This window comes from Pedobacter boryungensis, from assembly GCF_013204825.1.
Taxonomy (GTDB): domain Bacteria; phylum Bacteroidota; class Bacteroidia; order Sphingobacteriales; family Sphingobacteriaceae; genus Pedobacter; species Pedobacter boryungensis.
On sequence record NZ_JABMKV010000002.1, the window covers coordinates 778,265 to 794,356 of the forward strand.

Sequence of the window (16,092 nt, forward strand, 5' to 3'; positions counted from 1 at the left end):
CTTGTAGTAGCAAGTATCAATATTGTGATGTGATAAGCTTAAATGAATTAGTGATTGAATAGGAATTACATCATCTAACTTTACAACCTACCAACATTTCAACTTTACAACAATAAAACTAATCCGTAACTTAGCCGCATAAATTTTAAAAAGATATGCAATACGATGTAGTTGTTATTGGCTCGGGTCCGGGCGGTTATGTAGGTGCCATCCGTTGTGCACAATTAGGCTTAAAGACAGCCGTGGTAGAAAAATATAAAACCTATGGCGGTACCTGCTTAAATGTGGGCTGTATTCCTTCAAAAGCTTTATTAGATTCTTCAGAGCACTTTCATAATGCGGCACATACATTTAAAACACATGGTATTAATTTAAAAGATTTAAAGGTTGATATGAAACAAATGATTGCCCGTAAGGACGATGTTGTTTCACAAAATACTACTGGTATCACCTATCTTTTTAAGAAAAATAAAATTGATGCTTTTGAAGGTGTGGGTTCATTTGTAGATAAAAACACTATTCTGGTTACTAAAGCAGATGGAACAACAGAAACCCTTTCAGCTAAAAATGTAATCATTGCAACAGGATCTAAACCCACTGCATTACCATTTTTACCCATCGATAAAAAGCGCATTATTACTTCTACTGAAGCCTTGAATATTAAGGAAGTACCTAAAACTATGGTTGTAATTGGTGGTGGTGTAATTGGTTTGGAGTTAGGTTCAGTATATGCTCGTTTAGGTACAAAAGTTTCTGTAATCGAATTTATGCCTTCAATTATTGCAACAATGGATGCTGGCTTAGGTAAAGAATTACAACGTGTATTGAAGAAATCTTTAGGCATGGAATTCTTTATGGGCCATAAAGTAACTGGAGCTACAACTAAAGGGGAAACCGTTACAGTAACTGCTGATAACGCAAAAGGAGAAGCTGTTAAATTTGAAGCTGATTATTGTATTGTTGCAGTAGGTAGAACAGCATATAGCGAAGGTTTAGGTTTAGATAAAATCGGAATTAATGTTGAAGAAAGAGGTAAGAAAATTCCAGTAAATGCACATTTAGAAACTTCGGTTCCGGGAGTTTATGCAATTGGTGATATAATTACTGGTGCAATGTTAGCTCACAAAGCAGAAGATGAAGGAATTTATGTAGCAGAAACTATTGCTGGACAAAAACCTCATATCAATTATAATTTAATTCCAGGTGTGGTTTACACTTGGCCAGAAGTTGCATCGGTTGGTCAAACTGAAGAACAATTAAAAGCTGCAGGTGTAAAATACAAAGCTGGTTCGTTCCCATTCAAAGCAAGTGGAAGAGCAAAAGCTAGTATGGATACTGATGGTTTTGTTAAAGTTTTAGCAGACGAAGCTACCGACGAAGTGTTAGGTGTACATATGATTGGTCCACGTGCAGCAGATATGATCGCAGAAGCTGTAGTTGCGATGGAATTCCGTGCGTCTGCAGAGGATATTGCAAGGATTTGCCATGCACACCCAACTTATACAGAAGCACTAAAAGAAGCTGCAATGGCAGCAACTGAGAATAGAGCGATACATATTTAGGAAGTGAGGAAAGATTTTTAGTCTGAAAGTAGTAAGATATAATAATGAAAAGCCAGCAAGTGATTGCTGGCTTTTTTATGGTCATCATTTAACAGAAAGATAACTTCTAGCAAATATAATATTGAGCTTGTGCCAATATTTTTGCGATTAGATAAACAGATAAAAAATGACCTTAAAAACTAAATTATTCGCTACTCTTGCATTTTCTGCAATTGCTTTTGGCGCTTGTAAAAAGAACAACCCATTAATCCCTATTAATCAAGAAACAGAAGCTATTGTGCCAGAAAAAATCGATAGTTTTTCTGAAACTGCAATGATTGATTTAGGTGGAGCAACGGCTTCAGAAATATCAGCTTACGATCCATCTACCAAAAAGGTATTTGTAGTAAGTAATGATGGCGGTACAAAAGTAGAAGTTGTAGATTTAAGTGCTTATCCAACAGTTACCAAAACTAAAACATTAATCTATCCTGATAACGCAGGCATAAATAGCGTTGCAGTTAGTAACGGATTATTAGCTATTGCTTTAAACGGGACAACTACTACAGCTAATGGAGATATTATTGTTTTAAAGACCTCAGATTTATCTGAAGTAAAAAAGATCAGTGTTGGGGCTATGCCAGATATGGTAACTTTTAGTCCAGATGGTAATTACATCATTTCTGCAAATGAAGGTGAGCCTAACGATGCGTATACAATTGATCCAGTAGGTTCTATTTCTATCATCGATATCAAAAATAATTATACAGTTAAAACATTAGATTTTGCTGGTTTTGAAGTTGATAAAGCTAAGCTTGTAGCCGCTGGCTTAAGAATTTATGGTCCAAATGCAAGTTTTGCTCAAGATATTGAACCAGAATATGTTGCAGTTGCTGCAGATTCAAAAAAGGCATTTGTAACCTTACAAGAGAACAATGCAGTTGCAGAAGTGGATATTATTGCCGGGAAAATCACTAAAATAGTCCCATTAGGATTAAAGGATCTTAGTTTAGCACAAAATGCTTTTGATACTTCTGAAGAAGATAAAAAATATAATCCAAAAACTTGGCCTATAAAAGCATACTATTTGCCCGATGCAATTTCTTATTTTTCAGCTAATGATAATAATTATATCGCTCTAGCTAATGAAGGTGATACTCGAGCTTGGACTGGTTATAATGAAGAAACAACTGTAAAAAAGGTAACGCTTAATCCTCTTAAATTTCCAGATGCTGCAACCTTGCAACAAGATGATAATATGGGTAAACTACTTATTACAAGTGCTAAAGGTAAAAACGCTGATGGGCAGTACGATGAATTATTTGCTTTAGGAGGCAGAAGTGTTACTATTTTAAATGCTGCTACTGGGCAATTAGTTGCAGAGATAGGTAAAGACTTAGAGCAACGTGTTGCTGATGCAGGTAAATATCTAGATAGTAGATCGAGTAAGAAAGGTGTAGAAGTAGAGGGTGTAACGGTTGCCAAGGTAAATGGTAAAACCTTAGCCTTTATTGGCATGGAACGTTCGTATATGGTTGCTATTTATGATGTTAGTATTCCAAGCAAGCCTGTATTTGTACAACTTTTTCAAACAGGCGAAGAACCCGAAGGCTTGATGTTTGTAAAACCAAAGGATAGTCCAAATGGAAGAAGTATGTTGATTGTATCAAGTGAAAAAGATGGCACAGTAAGGTTTTACCAGCCTAATAAGATATAATTAGGAAAGACTGAAATTTAGAAAGTAAAAAGGAGTCCTGTGAGCAGCATCATAGGACTCCTTTGTTAATATGGGTTTCATAGTAACGCATTAATATTATGCTACGTTATTGTGAGGCACAATCCTTTCCAACATTTTACGAGCAATCTTAAAGCATTATTCAGGATAATTTGAAATCATTACTTTATAAATTATTATTCAAAATCACCTTAACAAGGGAAATCATTATATCCAAATGATAAAAACCTCTTTCTATTCCCAATAGATTTAAAGAACTTTGCACTACTCAATAGTTCTTCTTTTTTAAATCGAAAATATGCCCGAAATTATCGAAACTTCTGTTTTACAAAATCCTTTTCAAAATCATCCTTACAGTAAGAAAAGAGTAAGACTTGCCGTTTCTTTATTTTATTTCGGACAAGGTGTTTGCTTCGCTTCATGGGCTAGTAGAATTCCAGATTTAAAATCAGCTATGCATCTTTCTGATGCGCAATTAGGAAGCATTTTACTAGCCTTACCCTTAGGGCAATTAGTAACCATGCCTATTTCAGGTAGGTTAACAACTATTTTTGGGAGTAGAAGAATGTTAACTATTGCCACTCCTTTGTATGCTTTTGCATTAACTATTTTGGCATTGGCAACTGCCGGATGGCAATTAGCTATATTTTTATTTTTATTTGGAGTAGCAGGCAACCTATGTAACATCGCTTTAAATACCCAGGGTGTTGCTGGTGAAACTTATTATGGTAAACCCATAATGACTTCTTTTCATGGGGCATGGAGTATTGGGGGATTTACAGGGGCTTTAATAGGCTTGTTAATGATTAATTTACATCTTAATCCCTATATCCATTTTTGTATCATTGCTGTTTTGGCTTGGACACATATTGTCATTAATTATCGTTATCTACTAGGTTGGCAGAAACCTAAAGAAACTGAAAAAACAAAACTATTTACAAAGCCTCAAGGGGTACTTGTTCAATTGGGGATTATAGGTTTTTGTAGTATGGCAACAGAAGGCGCTATGTTCGATTGGAGCGGTGTATATTTCAAAGAAATTGTTAAGGCACCTCATGCTTTGATAATTCTCGGTTATACTTCTTTTATGATTATGATGGCCACCGGGCGCTTTTTAGGTGATAAAGTCATTGCTCGTTATGGTAGAAAAAAAATGATACAGACTAGTGGTGTGATTATTTCAACAGGGATGTTTATTTCTGTTGTTTTTCCTTTCATTATTCCAGCAACGGTAGGTTTTATGTTGGTAGGTATTGGCGTCTCTGGAATTGTACCAATGGTATATAGTATAGCAGGTAGCAACACTAAAGTCTCTCCAGGTATTGCGTTAGCTATGGTTTCAGGGGTCAGTTATTTTGGTTTTTTAATGGGGCCTCCGTTAATAGGATATATTTCCGCTCTTTCAAGTTTGCGTTATTCTTATGCTGTAATTGGTTGTTTTGGTTTGTTAATTTCTATGCTGGTAACTAAAATTAGCGCAATAAAGTAACCCTCTAAAATATCACAATTCATTACAGGTATACTATAAGTCTACCTTAAAATGTAGCATATTAAATTTGCTAAAGTCTTTGATAATCAATAAATTGTATTGAAACATTCAATTAGTTGCTAGTTTGCGTAATAAAAATTTACGTAATTAAACAAATGTGTTTAGTTGTTTGGCTGAAAATCTTTTGAGTTTGCATCATGACAAATGATCTAGAAATTTTTAAGAAAAAACTGGGCAAACAAATAGCAAAACTAAGAGAAAATAAAGGTTTAACTCAATCACAATTATCTGCCCTTATCAATAAAGATTTTCAAAGTATCAGTAGAATAGAAAATGGCCGAGTAAATGCTTCTGGATATATATTGAAAGAGATTGCAGATGCATTAGAAGTTGACATGAATAAGCTATTCGATTTTTAATACTAGCCTAATCGGGATCTGTAAACCTAAATTGTTTTTGAATAGCTAATTTATGATGTTGATTAATATTAGCCGTTAATAATTCCAAGTCAAACTCCTGATTTGTTCCACAATCTAGCATATGAAAATAGACCGAGGGTTTTAAACTTTCGAAATACTCTATCAAATTACTACTCCATACTAACTGACAATTTCCATTTATTCGTTTTACAATTTCAGCAATACCGGGCTTAATTACAATATTTCTTACGTGGTTAGATTCAAGATTTCCCTGTGGGAACATTAAAAATATATTGCCAGGTGTATTTAGTACTTCGGCAGCATAATTTAAACTTTCACTTACAGTAATAGTACCTGGAGCAATAGAAAAGCAACCCAAACGCGTTAACCATTTATGTTGCGCCAATTGTTTTTCTAATACCATAATATAAAATCCTTTTAGGTTGGGCTCTTGTTTGTAAATGGATTTTAAGCACACATAGCCCGCCCAGAAACCATCCCAAAAGCTAAAATGATTGCACATTAATATGTATGAGTGATTTTTTAAAATTGTTGCTTCATTAATTTTCATTTTATTAAATCGCCAACTAAAAAGCCACGATAAAAATTTACCAACTAGTATTAAATATTTAATTCGAATAGGATTGGCCTTAATTATCATACATTAACTTATAAATTTTATCAGGCAAATTTTTATTCACCATATCATGATCTTCATCTAACGTTGTTTTATGAGCAAAATTCAATTTTGAAATCATCTCATCAGCTAAATGCTGTGGATACATTTTATCTCTTTGTCCAAAAAGGAAAAAGCATTTTACATTATGCTCATTTAATGACGTTATTAAATCTATCTCTTTTACTTGTAAATAGCGCAAGTAAGTAACATTAGCATAAAAAGCGAATCGCAAATCTTTAGTAGCCATTTCTGATTTTAATATGCCATGACTTTTTTCATCTATTATTCGCAATGTTTTGCAGAAATTAAGTACAACTTTAATCCCGTTTTCACTTAAAAAAAGTTTACGGAATGCATAATTTGCTATTTTATTTTTCGACATCACCTGAAATGGTGGAAAAACCTTTAAAAAAGCTGGTGCCAAAATAAAAAGCTGATCAATTCTTTGAGCTTCTTTTTCGGCTAATACAGACGCATAATGCGAACCTAAGGAATAGCCAATAACACAAAACCTATCAATTCCTTGCATTGCACAAAAAGACGTGATTAACTCACAAAAATCAGTTTTTGAAATGCCATTTTTTACCTGTTGTATTGATTGATCATGTAATGTAGTTTCTTTATGAAAGAAAAGATCAAAACCATAAAAAGTGTATTCATTCCCTAATTTCTCTTTTAACACAGAAAATTGTTTTCCATGCATTCCATATCCATGAAAACATAACATAGTTTTAGGTCCATTTCCAAAACGGTAATAATGTAAATTAACCAATGGATGATTAAAGAAATGAGAGGTCATAGAGAGCGTTGAATGTTATTTTTTTAAAAGTACATAAAAAAATAAAATGCAGAATATTTGTCACTTTAAAATCAGTTGTGTGAAATACCATCCATCTATGTCTCGCATTTTTGTTATTGATAACCGAATGACTTAACTTTGTAGCACATTTAAAAACAATAAATTATGTCATCAGTAGAGACAACTTACGTTCCTTATAAAGTTAAGGATATTTCACTGGCAGAATGGGGCCGTAAAGAAATCGGATTAGCCGAAGCAGAAATGCCAGGTTTAATGAGTTTACGTAAAGAATTCGGACCATCTAAACCATTAGCAGGTGCTCGTATTGCAGGCTGCTTACACATGACCATTCAAACTGCAGTTTTAATAGAAACTTTAGTAGAATTAGGTGCAGAAGTTACTTGGTCATCTTGCAACATTTTCTCAACACAAGACCATGCTGCTGCGGCAATTGCTGCTGCAGGTATTCAAGTTTATGCTTGGAAAGGTTTAAATGAAACTGATTTCGATTGGTGTATTGAGCAAACTTTACATTTCGGACCAGATCGTCAACCATTAAATATGATTTTAGATGATGGTGGTGATTTAACTAATATGGTTTTTGATAGATATCCTGAGCTAATCGCAGCTATAAAAGGTTTATCAGAAGAAACTACCACAGGTGTACACCGTTTGTATGAAAGAATGAAAAACGGGACATTGCATTTACCAGCAATTAACGTTAACGATTCAGTAACTAAATCTAAATTCGATAACAAATACGGATGTAGAGAATCATTAGTAGACGCAATTCGTCGTGCAACTGATGTAATGATGGCAGGTAAAGTTGCTGTTGTTTGTGGTTATGGTGATGTGGGTAAAGGTTCAGCTGAATCTTTAAGTTCACAAGGAGTACGCGTTATCGTGACCGAAATTGACCCGATTTGTGCTTTACAAGCGGCAATGGAAGGTTATGAAGTTAAAAAATTGGCTACTGCAATTAAAGAAGCTGATATCGTAGTAACTACAACTGGTAACTGTGATATCGTTCGCGAACAACATTTCCGTGCATTAAAAGATAAAGCGATAGTATGTAACATCGGTCACTTCGATAATGAAATTGACATGGCTTGGTTAAATGCAAATTATGGCAATACTAAAGTTGAAATCAAACCTCAAGTAGATAAATATACTATCGACGGAAAAGATGTAATTATCTTAGCCGAAGGTCGTTTAGTAAACTTAGGTTGTGCAACTGGTCACCCAAGTTTTGTAATGAGTAACTCGTTTACAAACCAAACTTTAGCTCAATTAGAACTGTGGACTAACCCAGGTAAATACGAAAACAAAGTTTATGTGTTACCTAAACACCTAGATGAAAAAGTTGCTCGTTTGCACTTAGAAAAAATTGGTGTAGAATTAGACGTTTTAGATCAACACCAGGCAGATTATATCGGTGTTCCAGTTGAAGGCCCTTTCAAACCAGAAACTTATAGGTACTAGAAAAGTCGGAGTTAAAAGTCGAAAGTTTAGTCTTTTGCTCCTTAATCTTTTATCCAAAAGGGATGTGCAAATTGCATATCCCTTTTTTATTTGCGCTATCGTCATTGCGCTATATGAAACAATCTTAAAACGATATTTTAGAAAACGTATATCAGCAATTCTTCGGTCAATGCAGCCCTGCTTTCCGCTTTACTCCATTTCATTTCGTGTTCGCTCCAATCAGGTTTATTATACAAATCCATCTTTTCATAGGCCAACCAGCACCTCTAAAGTGCAAAATTAATCCTTACAATCAGTCTGTTTAAATACAAACCTTCCTTTGTCATAATCAATCGGCACAGAATTCAAGAAAAATCCAGATCCCCACAAAATATAAATCTCGCCAACACCCATTGTTAGCGTGTGTTCATTTTTCAATAAAGCAATTGGATTTCTATACCACTTATCTATCCCATTTAATCTAAATGTATAATCACCCTTTAAAGTATCACCATTCATTAAGCCCTTAATTAATCCTTTATAATGCTTTTCATTATGGTAATTAAATATCATTTCGCCCAAAATATGTTTTCTATCTGCAGTATCAATTTTTAGCCAAGCCGTATCAGTCTTATCAATCGCTATATAGCAAACTGCAAATTTTTTATCAATTTTTGTTTTAATTGGCCTTTTTTCCTTACAACTAAAGAAAAAGAGAATTATTAAGACAGCAACAAAAGGAATTAGTCTATTTATTTTCATATCATTTAATTATTTTAATTCATGATGCTAAAATTGTACAGTTTACACACATCAATATAAGAATTATAAAAGAAATAATTCAACTTCTTATTTTACAAAACCCTGAATTTCTATACTTCTAAAACCCATAAATTTGGACAAAAACAATATCATGAAAAAATTAATTTTCACCCTCGTTATAGGCTTTATCGGTTTCGCTGCAAACGCCCAAACTAAAGTTAAACAACCCCAAAAAATTGATAATAAAACTGTAGAAATTGCCTGCGGCGAATGTCAATTTAAAATGAAAGGTAAAGATTGTGAATTAGCCATTAGAATAGATGGGAAACCTTATTTCGTTGATGGAAAAGGAATAGATGATTTTGGCGACGCACATGGCAAACATGGTTTTTGCAATGCGATCAGCAAGGCAGAAGTTACAGGCGAAATTGTAAACAATCGATTTAAAGCAAAAACAATAATCCTTCTTCCTGAAAAGAAAAAAGGCGAATAATATTACGATAAGTCGAAGATGATTAATTTAAATTCTGCGTATTCACTTTAGTTCTTTTTCTAAACCTTGCTTTAAATCAAATAACAACCACTGCTTTTGCTTAATATCAATCTGTTTTGCCTTAAGTAGTTTAAGAAAATCATGCACGCCGATTTCTTCATTTCCATTTCCATGGATGAGAACTATGCTGCCTGCATTAGCTTGTTGTCCCTTAGCTAGCCAAGCATCGCTACCAACAGGGATAAGCCCATAGGCAATCGTTTTTTCTACAATTTGCTGATCTGAAACCAAGCCCGGAAACCTAAAAAATGCAGACGGAGTTAATCCATATTTAAGCATTAACATTTCATTTGCTAAAATTTCTGAGTCTAAATTTGTCCCAGGTGCAAGCAGAAAGTTTTCGCTTAAAGGCAAGCTGTTTACCTCATGATTATAAGAATGATTAATCCAAGTAATGTCAATTTCATTTTGGATCATTAAATTTTTCAGCCAATTTAAATCTTCTTCGTGTTTAAGCATCCACTTCCCAGAAACTGAAATTGCTAAAGGAACAGGTTGTTCAATTCTTTTAAATTCATTGATTAAGGATTGAAAGATAATTCGATCCAAACCTTTATGAGAAGGGCACAGGTCAATTGTTAATGTTATTCCTTTTTCCTTAGGGATAGCGTGATCAATTCCTGCGTTTTGCAATTTTTTATCACTTTGCAAAGCTAAGTCGATTGCTTTCACATACGCTGATTTTTTAAAAATAGCCTGAACGTTACCCCATGCTAAGTTAGATAGCGTGTAGTTGCGAGCTAAATCTATTGTTGTATTTAAAGTTTGTGGATTAACCAATAAGAGGTATTTCTCCTGATCACTTACAAAGCTTCTAATCGCAATTTTCTTTTCGGCTCCTTTTGTTGCTAACGCGTAGTTTATCTTATAACGTTTAATATGATCAAAATTTTGGGACGAAACATTAATTGATAAACCCATTAAAAATAAACAAGCTATTAATTTCATATACAAAGATAAGCAGTGGTTTTGTTTTGTCCTCTGATTTAAGCGTTGAGCTTTACACTTTAAGCTTTCCGCTTAAAAAGCTATCTTTGCATCATGACAAAACTATCAGTCAACATTAATAAAATAGCGACTTTACGTAACAGTCGTGGGGGTAATAACCCAGATTTAGTTAAAGTAGCCTTAGATTGCGAGCGTTTTGGCGCACAAGGAATTACTGTACATCCACGTCCAGACGAAAGACATATCCGGTATCAAGATACATTTGATTTAAAAGCAGTAATTGCAACGGAATTTAACATTGAAGGAAATTGTCGTGAGCAGAAATTCATCGATTTAGTATTAGCGAACAAACCTGCACAAGTAACTTTAGTGCCTGATGTTTTAGGTCAAATTACTTCAAATCATGGTTGGGATACCATAAAAGAGCAAGCCTACTTAAAAGAAATGGTTTCGCTTTTTCAAAAGGCAGGCATTCGCGTTTCTATTTTTGTAGATCCAGTAATCGAAATGGTAGAAGGTGCTTTAGCAACAGGAACTGACAGAATTGAATTATATACTGAGGCTTATGCAAGCGAATATGCCGCAAATAAGGAAAAAGCAATTGAGCCTTACATTGCAGCTGCAAAAAAAGCAAATGAATTAGGTTTAGGTATTAATGCCGGTCACGATTTAGATTTGAACAACCTTCAATATTTTGCCAAAAACATTCCTAATTTATTAGAAGTTTCAATAGGCCATGCCTTAATTAGTGATGCACTATACTTAGGTCTGGAAAACACAATTCAACTTTATTTAAAACAATTAATATAAATCATCGTCATTGCGATGCCAATTTTTCATTGGCAGAAGCAATCTTTCCTGAAGATAGATTGCCACGTCGTTTCACTCCTCGCAATGACGCTTTAATATAATAACATGTTAAAAGGTATTATCCTTGTTCTTTTTGGTGCCTGCAGTTTCGGCGTCCTTTCTACTTTTGTAAAGCTGGCTTATTCCGAAGGTTATTCTTTAGGCGATGTAACTGGTACACAAGCACTATTTGGAGCAATTGTATTATGGCTCCTTTATTTTATTCAAACTAAAACGCAAGCTAAAGAGAAAGAAAAGCCAGTTATCAAAACACATTGGCTTAAATTAATTGGCGCTGGCTTTTTTACAGGATTGGTAAGTCTTACATATTATCAATGTGTAAAATTGGCTCCTGCATCTGTTGCCATCATTTTATTAATGCAATTTGTGTGGATTAGCGTTTTGTTAGAATTGTTCATCTATAAAAAGAAACCAAGCAGAAATCAAATTTTAGCTGTGTTACTCGTATTAGTAGGAACAGTTTTAGCAAGTGGCTTAACAGAAACAAAAATATCAGGCTTTAATATGTTGGGCATTGGATACGGCATGTTGGCTGCGCTTTTTTACGCTACATTCTTAATGCTTAACGGGAAGTTGGGTAATGAATATCCACCATTAAAAAAGAGTGCATTAATGATTACAGGAGCATGCTTACTAATATTTGTAATTCTTCCTCCTACATTTTTAATCAATGATGCTTTAGCGGGGAGCTTATTAAAATGGGGAATAATTTTAGCCATCTTTGGTACGGTTATTCCGCCACTTTGTTTTTCATCCGGCATACCAAAAGCCGGACTTACGTTAAGTTCTATTTTAAGTTCAGTAGAATTGCCTGTTGCAGTTAGCATGTCTGCATTGGTACTACATGAAGATGTTAGCTGGATCCGTTGGTTAGGTGTGCTTATTATTTTGAGTGCGATGATTTTGCCAAATTTGGAAAATATAAAAAAGGGGAATATCTTTAATAAATCATGATAACATCATTACCTTAAAACAAATTATAAAATGAAAAACCAACTTTTAATTCTATTGAGCTTATTTGTTTTCGCCTTTGGCGGATGTAAAAATATTGCCACTATAAATGCTGATGAGGCTGGCGAAGTAATTACGGATTATTTAAAGGCAAATCCAGAATATAAAACTACACGTTTTAGTTTTGGTGAAATGAAATTTAATAGCGACAATGAAATGAAAGAGTTAGCTAAATATAAAACTTTGGCTAATGAAGGTTATGTATCATTGAATTTAAAAGAAGCTAAAAAGAAATTCCTTTCTAAAGATAGCAGTTTTGTTTACTTGATCACACTAACCGATAAAGCCAGCGATTTAGTATTAAAACAAGACGAAAATAAAGCGACTGTTAAAGTTGTCAATTACGAATTAGCTAGTGAGAAACCTGTAGACTTTAACAGAGTAAATGATAACAATGCTAAAGTAACGGTATCCCTTAAAAAGGTAAACACTCCATTTGCGCCTTTCGATAAAAATCAAGAGAACAACAGCAATTTTATTACTAAAACCTACCGTTTAAAATTGAGTAAAGACGAAGGTTGGAAAGTAAACAAGTAGAATTAAGCTTCTAAACCTCTACAGTCATCTTATGAGTTGCTAAATGTCTTGGATCTAATGGATCACAATAGGTGTTCTATTTATTAATTTTTTAAAAATTTAAACAAACGTTTGATCTGATCTCCTACTAAAATTATAGGCTTTACGCCCTAGAAAACACGGTTCGTCAATCATTTTTTACACGATTTTAACAAGACAATTTTGTACCTTTGAGGCAACTTATTTTTTAAAACTTCATGAGTTTAAACATCCATTACCAAGAAGACTTTCAAGACCGTCATATTGCACCTAATAAGGAAGATACTACGGCAATGCTACACACTATTGGTGTAAAATCTATTGATGAACTGATTGAACAAACCATTCCTCAGAAAATCCGATTAAAGCAACCGTTAAATCTGCCAAAGGCAAAATCTGAAATCGAATATTTAACCAGTTTAAAGCAAACTGCCTCCTTAAATAAAGTTTTCAAATCTTACATTGGACAAGGTTATTACGACACTTTAACGCCAGGTGTTATTTTGCGTAACGTAATGGAAAATCCAGGATGGTACACTCAATACACACCTTACCAAGCAGAAATTGCACAAGGTCGTTTGCAAGCTTTATTAAACTTCCAAACTATGGTTATTGATTTAACCGGAATGGAAATTGCCAACGCTTCTTTGTTAGATGAAGGTACTGCAGCTGCAGAAGCGATGTTTATGCAGTTTAGTCTACGTAAAAATCAACAAGCTACCAAATACTTTGTATCTGATTTAGTTTTTGCACAAACCATAGACATTTTAAAAACTCGAGCCAATCCTTTTGGAATTGAATTGGTAATTGGAAACTATGAAGAATTTACTGCAACTGAAGAGTTCTTTGGTGCAATAGTTCAATATCCGGCAAGTAATGGAGAAGTATTTGATTACACTAGCTTTGCAGAAACACTACATACTAAAAATATAAAATTAACTGTTATTGCAGATTTACTCAGCTTAACCTTATTAACTCCTCCTGGAGAATGGGGAGCTGATGTAGTTGTAGGTACAACGCAACGTTTTGGAGTTCCAATGGGTTTTGGTGGTCCGCATGCTGCATATTTTGCTACAAAAGACGAGTATAAACGTTCTATTCCGGGACGTATTATAGGCGTAACTATTGATAGCAATAACAATTACGCTTTACGTATGGCTTTACAAACTCGCGAACAACACATTCGTAGAGATAAAGCCACCTCAAATATTTGTACTGCACAAGCTTTATTAGCTATAATGGCAGGTTTTTATGCTGCTTATCATGGTCCAAAAGGATTAAAATTAATTGCAGAGCGTACACATGGATTATCTGTAACACTAGCAAAATCTTTATCAGAAATAGGATATAACGTTTTAAGTAAATCTTATTTCGATACCATTCAATTAGATTTAGGCGATTTAACAAATTCTATTCACAAAGAATGTCTAGATAATAATATCAACCTAAATTATAACGGGAACATTGTTAGCATCGCTTTTGATGAAACAACAACATTTGAAGATGTGAAATTATTGGTTCGCATTTTCTCTAAGGTTAAGGCAATTTCTTCAGATAATTTAACTGTTGTTGAAAATGTTGAAACTATAATTCCAGCAAGCCTACAACGTACATCTGAATATTTGACGCATCCTATTTTCAACTCACATCACTCTGAGCATGAAATGTTGCGTTATATCAAATCTTTAGAAACTAAAGATCTATCGCTTTGTCATTCTATGATTGCTTTAGGCTCATGTACCATGAAATTAAATGCAACTAGCGAAATGATCCCTGTTACTTGGCCTGAGTTTGGTAAAGTGCATCCATTTGCACCAGCAGATCAAGTATTAGGTTATTATACGGTTTTTGATGAATTGGATAAATGGTTAAGCGAAATCACTGGTTTTGCTGCTATGAGTTTACAGCCAAATGCTGGAGCGCAAGGTGAATATGCTGGTTTAATGGTTATTCGTGCTTATCACCAAGATAGAGGTGATTTCCACCGTAATATTGCGTTAATTCCTGCGTCTGCTCACGGTACAAATCCTGCTTCAGCGGCAATGGCCGGAATGAAAATTATTGTTGTAAAATCATTAGAAAATGGAAACATTGATGTTGATGATTTAAAAGCAAAAGCGGCAGAGCATGCTGCAAATCTTTCATGTTTAATGGTTACTTATCCATCAACACATGGTGTTTTTGAAGAAAGCATTATAGATATCTGTAACATTATTCATGAAAACGGTGGACAGGTTTATATGGATGGTGCTAATATGAACGCACAAGTTGGTTTAACAAGTCCGGCTAATATTGGTGCCGATGTTTGCCATTTGAACTTACACAAAACATTCTGTATTCCACATGGTGGAGGTGGTCCTGGTATGGGGCCAATTGGTGTAGCTGCGCACTTGGTAAAATATTTGCCTGGTCATGCTGTTGTGAATATCAACAATGAAAAATCTATCCCTGCTGTATCTTCAGCACCTTGGGGTTCTGCTTCAATTTTAATTATTTCTCATGCTTACATCGCAATGATGGGTGGAGAAGGATTAACAGATGCTACTAGATATGCGATTTTGAATGCTAACTATATGAAAGCTCGTTTAGAAGCTCATTATCCAGTATTGTATTCAGGCAGTCAAGGCCGTTGTGCACACGAAATGATTTTAGATTGTAGAGGCTTTAAAAACTTCGGTATCGAAGTGGTTGATATTGCTAAACGTTTAATGGATTATGGTTTCCATGCGCCAACGGTTTCTTTCCCTGTTGCTGGAACGTTAATGGTTGAGCCTACAGAAAGTGAGCCTAAACATGAATTAGATCGTTTTTGCGATGCACTAATTGCAATTAGAAATGAAATTACTGCTGTAGAAAAAGGCGAATTAGATAAGGTTGATAATCCATTGAAGAACGCACCACACACTGCTGCTGTAGTTACTGCTAACGAGTGGGAGCATGGCTATAGCCGTCAAACTGCTGCTTTCCCTTTACCTTATGTGGCTGCTTATAAATTCTGGCCATCAGTGGGTAGAGTAAACGATAGTCATGGCGATAGATCATTAATCTGTGCTTGCCCGCCATTAGAAAGCTATATGGAAGAAGAAGTAACAGTTTAACTCAAAGCTTCGTCATTTCGACCGTAGTGGAGAAATCTTATTAAAAAAAATAGCTCGAATTAATATTCGGGCTATTTTTTTTAATAGATATAGCTATTCATTTATACTTTGCACTACTTGCATTAACATAAAAAATCCCTTTAATCTTTTCGACTAAAGGGATTTTTTATGT

Annotated in this window: 14 protein-coding genes; 10 read left to right on the forward strand and 4 right to left on the reverse strand. The window is 34.4% G+C overall.

Annotated features, from left to right (window positions below; all coding sequences use genetic code 11):
• Nucleotides 1-155 precede the first annotated feature (155 nt).
• From lpdA to HQN85_RS09995, 4 genes are all read left to right on the forward strand, one after another.
• Nucleotides 156-1,562: a dihydrolipoyl dehydrogenase gene (gene lpdA, locus HQN85_RS09980; protein WP_173271732.1), complete on the forward strand. Its 1,407-nt coding sequence runs from the start codon at nt 156-158 to the stop codon at nt 1,560-1,562.
• Between the two features lie 166 nt (nt 1,563-1,728).
• On the forward strand, nt 1,729-3,258 hold the full coding sequence (locus tag HQN85_RS09985; protein ID WP_173271733.1) for a choice-of-anchor I family protein: 1,530 nt from the start codon (nt 1,729-1,731) through the stop codon (nt 3,256-3,258).
• 316 nt (nt 3,259-3,574) lie between these two features.
• Entirely contained in the window at nt 3,575-4,765 is a 1,191-nt protein-coding gene (locus HQN85_RS09990; RefSeq protein WP_173271734.1) for an MFS transporter, read from the forward strand.
• A gap of 197 nt (nt 4,766-4,962) precedes the next feature.
• Nucleotides 4,963-5,184 (forward strand): helix-turn-helix domain-containing protein, encoded by a 222-nt coding sequence (locus HQN85_RS09995; protein WP_173271735.1) that lies wholly within the window; start codon nt 4,963-4,965, stop codon nt 5,182-5,184.
• Nucleotides 5,185-5,191: 7 nt separating this feature from the next.
• Here the strand turns inward: HQN85_RS09995 and HQN85_RS10000 are convergent, their stop codons facing one another.
• On the reverse strand, nt 5,192-5,755 hold the full coding sequence (locus HQN85_RS10000) for a 1-acyl-sn-glycerol-3-phosphate acyltransferase (protein ID WP_246249715.1): 564 nt from the start codon (nt 5,753-5,755) through the stop codon (nt 5,192-5,194).
• A gap of 79 nt (nt 5,756-5,834) precedes the next feature.
• The gene (locus HQN85_RS10005) at nt 5,835-6,662 is read right to left on the reverse strand and encodes an alpha/beta fold hydrolase (protein WP_173271737.1); all 828 of its coding nucleotides are present in this window, start codon (nt 6,660-6,662) and stop codon (nt 5,835-5,837) included.
• 165 nt (nt 6,663-6,827) lie between these two features.
• Between HQN85_RS10005 and ahcY the strand changes: the two genes are divergently transcribed.
• A complete protein-coding gene (gene ahcY, locus HQN85_RS10010; protein WP_173271738.1) occupies nt 6,828-8,144 on the forward strand; it encodes an adenosylhomocysteinase in 1,317 nt (438 codons plus the stop codon).
• A 279-nt stretch (nt 8,145-8,423) separates the two neighbouring features.
• Here ahcY and HQN85_RS10015 read toward each other — a convergent pair whose 3' ends face one another.
• Entirely contained in the window at nt 8,424-8,885 is a 462-nt protein-coding gene (locus tag HQN85_RS10015) for a hypothetical protein (protein ID WP_173271739.1), read from the reverse strand.
• A gap of 151 nt (nt 8,886-9,036) precedes the next feature.
• Here HQN85_RS10015 and HQN85_RS10020 point away from each other — a divergent pair, with 151 nt between their 5' ends.
• A complete protein-coding gene (locus HQN85_RS10020) occupies nt 9,037-9,378 on the forward strand; it encodes a DUF6370 family protein (protein WP_173271741.1) in 342 nt (113 codons plus the stop codon).
• A gap of 42 nt (nt 9,379-9,420) precedes the next feature.
• Here HQN85_RS10020 and HQN85_RS10025 read toward each other — a convergent pair whose 3' ends face one another.
• On the reverse strand, nt 9,421-10,386 hold the full coding sequence (locus HQN85_RS10025; protein ID WP_173271743.1) for a polysaccharide deacetylase family protein: 966 nt from the start codon (nt 10,384-10,386) through the stop codon (nt 9,421-9,423).
• Between the two features lie 93 nt (nt 10,387-10,479).
• Between HQN85_RS10025 and HQN85_RS10030 the strand changes: the two genes are divergently transcribed.
• The 4 genes from HQN85_RS10030 to gcvP all read left to right on the forward strand — a co-directional run bounded on the left by HQN85_RS10030 (nt 10,480) and on the right by gcvP (nt 15,920).
• Nucleotides 10,480-11,196 (forward strand): pyridoxine 5'-phosphate synthase, encoded by a 717-nt coding sequence (locus HQN85_RS10030; protein WP_173271745.1) that lies wholly within the window; start codon nt 10,480-10,482, stop codon nt 11,194-11,196.
• A 105-nt stretch (nt 11,197-11,301) separates the two neighbouring features.
• Nucleotides 11,302-12,210: an EamA family transporter gene (locus HQN85_RS10035; protein WP_173271747.1), complete on the forward strand. Its 909-nt coding sequence runs from the start codon at nt 11,302-11,304 to the stop codon at nt 12,208-12,210.
• Between the two features lie 30 nt (nt 12,211-12,240).
• A complete protein-coding gene (locus tag HQN85_RS10040; RefSeq protein ID WP_173271749.1) occupies nt 12,241-12,804 on the forward strand; it encodes a hypothetical protein in 564 nt (187 codons plus the stop codon).
• Between the two features lie 236 nt (nt 12,805-13,040).
• Nucleotides 13,041-15,920, forward strand: coding sequence for an aminomethyl-transferring glycine dehydrogenase (gene gcvP / locus HQN85_RS10045; protein WP_173271751.1), 2,880 nt, complete (start codon nt 13,041-13,043; stop codon nt 15,918-15,920).
• Nucleotides 15,921-16,092: the final 172 nt, after the last annotated feature.

Bases quoted from the DNA above. Each gene is read 5' to 3' on its own strand.
- HQN85_RS09990 (WP_173271734.1), top strand. From the start codon at position 3,575: ATGCCCGAAATTATCGAAACTTCTGTTTTACAAAATCCTTTTCAAAAT.
- HQN85_RS10040 (WP_173271749.1), top strand. From the start codon at position 12,241: ATGAAAAACCAACTTTTAATTCTATTGAGCTTATTTGTTTTCGCCTTT.
- lpdA (WP_173271732.1), top strand. From the start codon at position 156: ATGCAATACGATGTAGTTGTTATTGGCTCGGGTCCGGGCGGTTATGTA.
- HQN85_RS10015 (WP_173271739.1), bottom strand. From the start codon at position 8,885: ATGAAAATAAATAGACTAATTCCTTTTGTTGCTGTCTTAATAATTCTC.
- HQN85_RS10000 (WP_246249715.1), bottom strand. From the start codon at position 5,755: ATGAAAATTAATGAAGCAACAATTTTAAAAAATCACTCATACATATTA.
- HQN85_RS09995 (WP_173271735.1), top strand. From the start codon at position 4,963: ATGACAAATGATCTAGAAATTTTTAAGAAAAAACTGGGCAAACAAATA.
- HQN85_RS10035 (WP_173271747.1), top strand. From the start codon at position 11,302: ATGTTAAAAGGTATTATCCTTGTTCTTTTTGGTGCCTGCAGTTTCGGC.
- ahcY (WP_173271738.1), top strand. From the start codon at position 6,828: ATGTCATCAGTAGAGACAACTTACGTTCCTTATAAAGTTAAGGATATT.
- HQN85_RS09985 (WP_173271733.1), top strand. From the start codon at position 1,729: ATGACCTTAAAAACTAAATTATTCGCTACTCTTGCATTTTCTGCAATT.
- gcvP (WP_173271751.1), top strand. From the start codon at position 13,041: ATGAGTTTAAACATCCATTACCAAGAAGACTTTCAAGACCGTCATATT.
- HQN85_RS10025 (WP_173271743.1), bottom strand. From the start codon at position 10,386: ATGAAATTAATAGCTTGTTTATTTTTAATGGGTTTATCAATTAATGTT.
- HQN85_RS10030 (WP_173271745.1), top strand. From the start codon at position 10,480: ATGACAAAACTATCAGTCAACATTAATAAAATAGCGACTTTACGTAAC.
- HQN85_RS10005 (WP_173271737.1), bottom strand. From the start codon at position 6,662: ATGACCTCTCATTTCTTTAATCATCCATTGGTTAATTTACATTATTAC.
- HQN85_RS10020 (WP_173271741.1), top strand. From the start codon at position 9,037: ATGAAAAAATTAATTTTCACCCTCGTTATAGGCTTTATCGGTTTCGCT.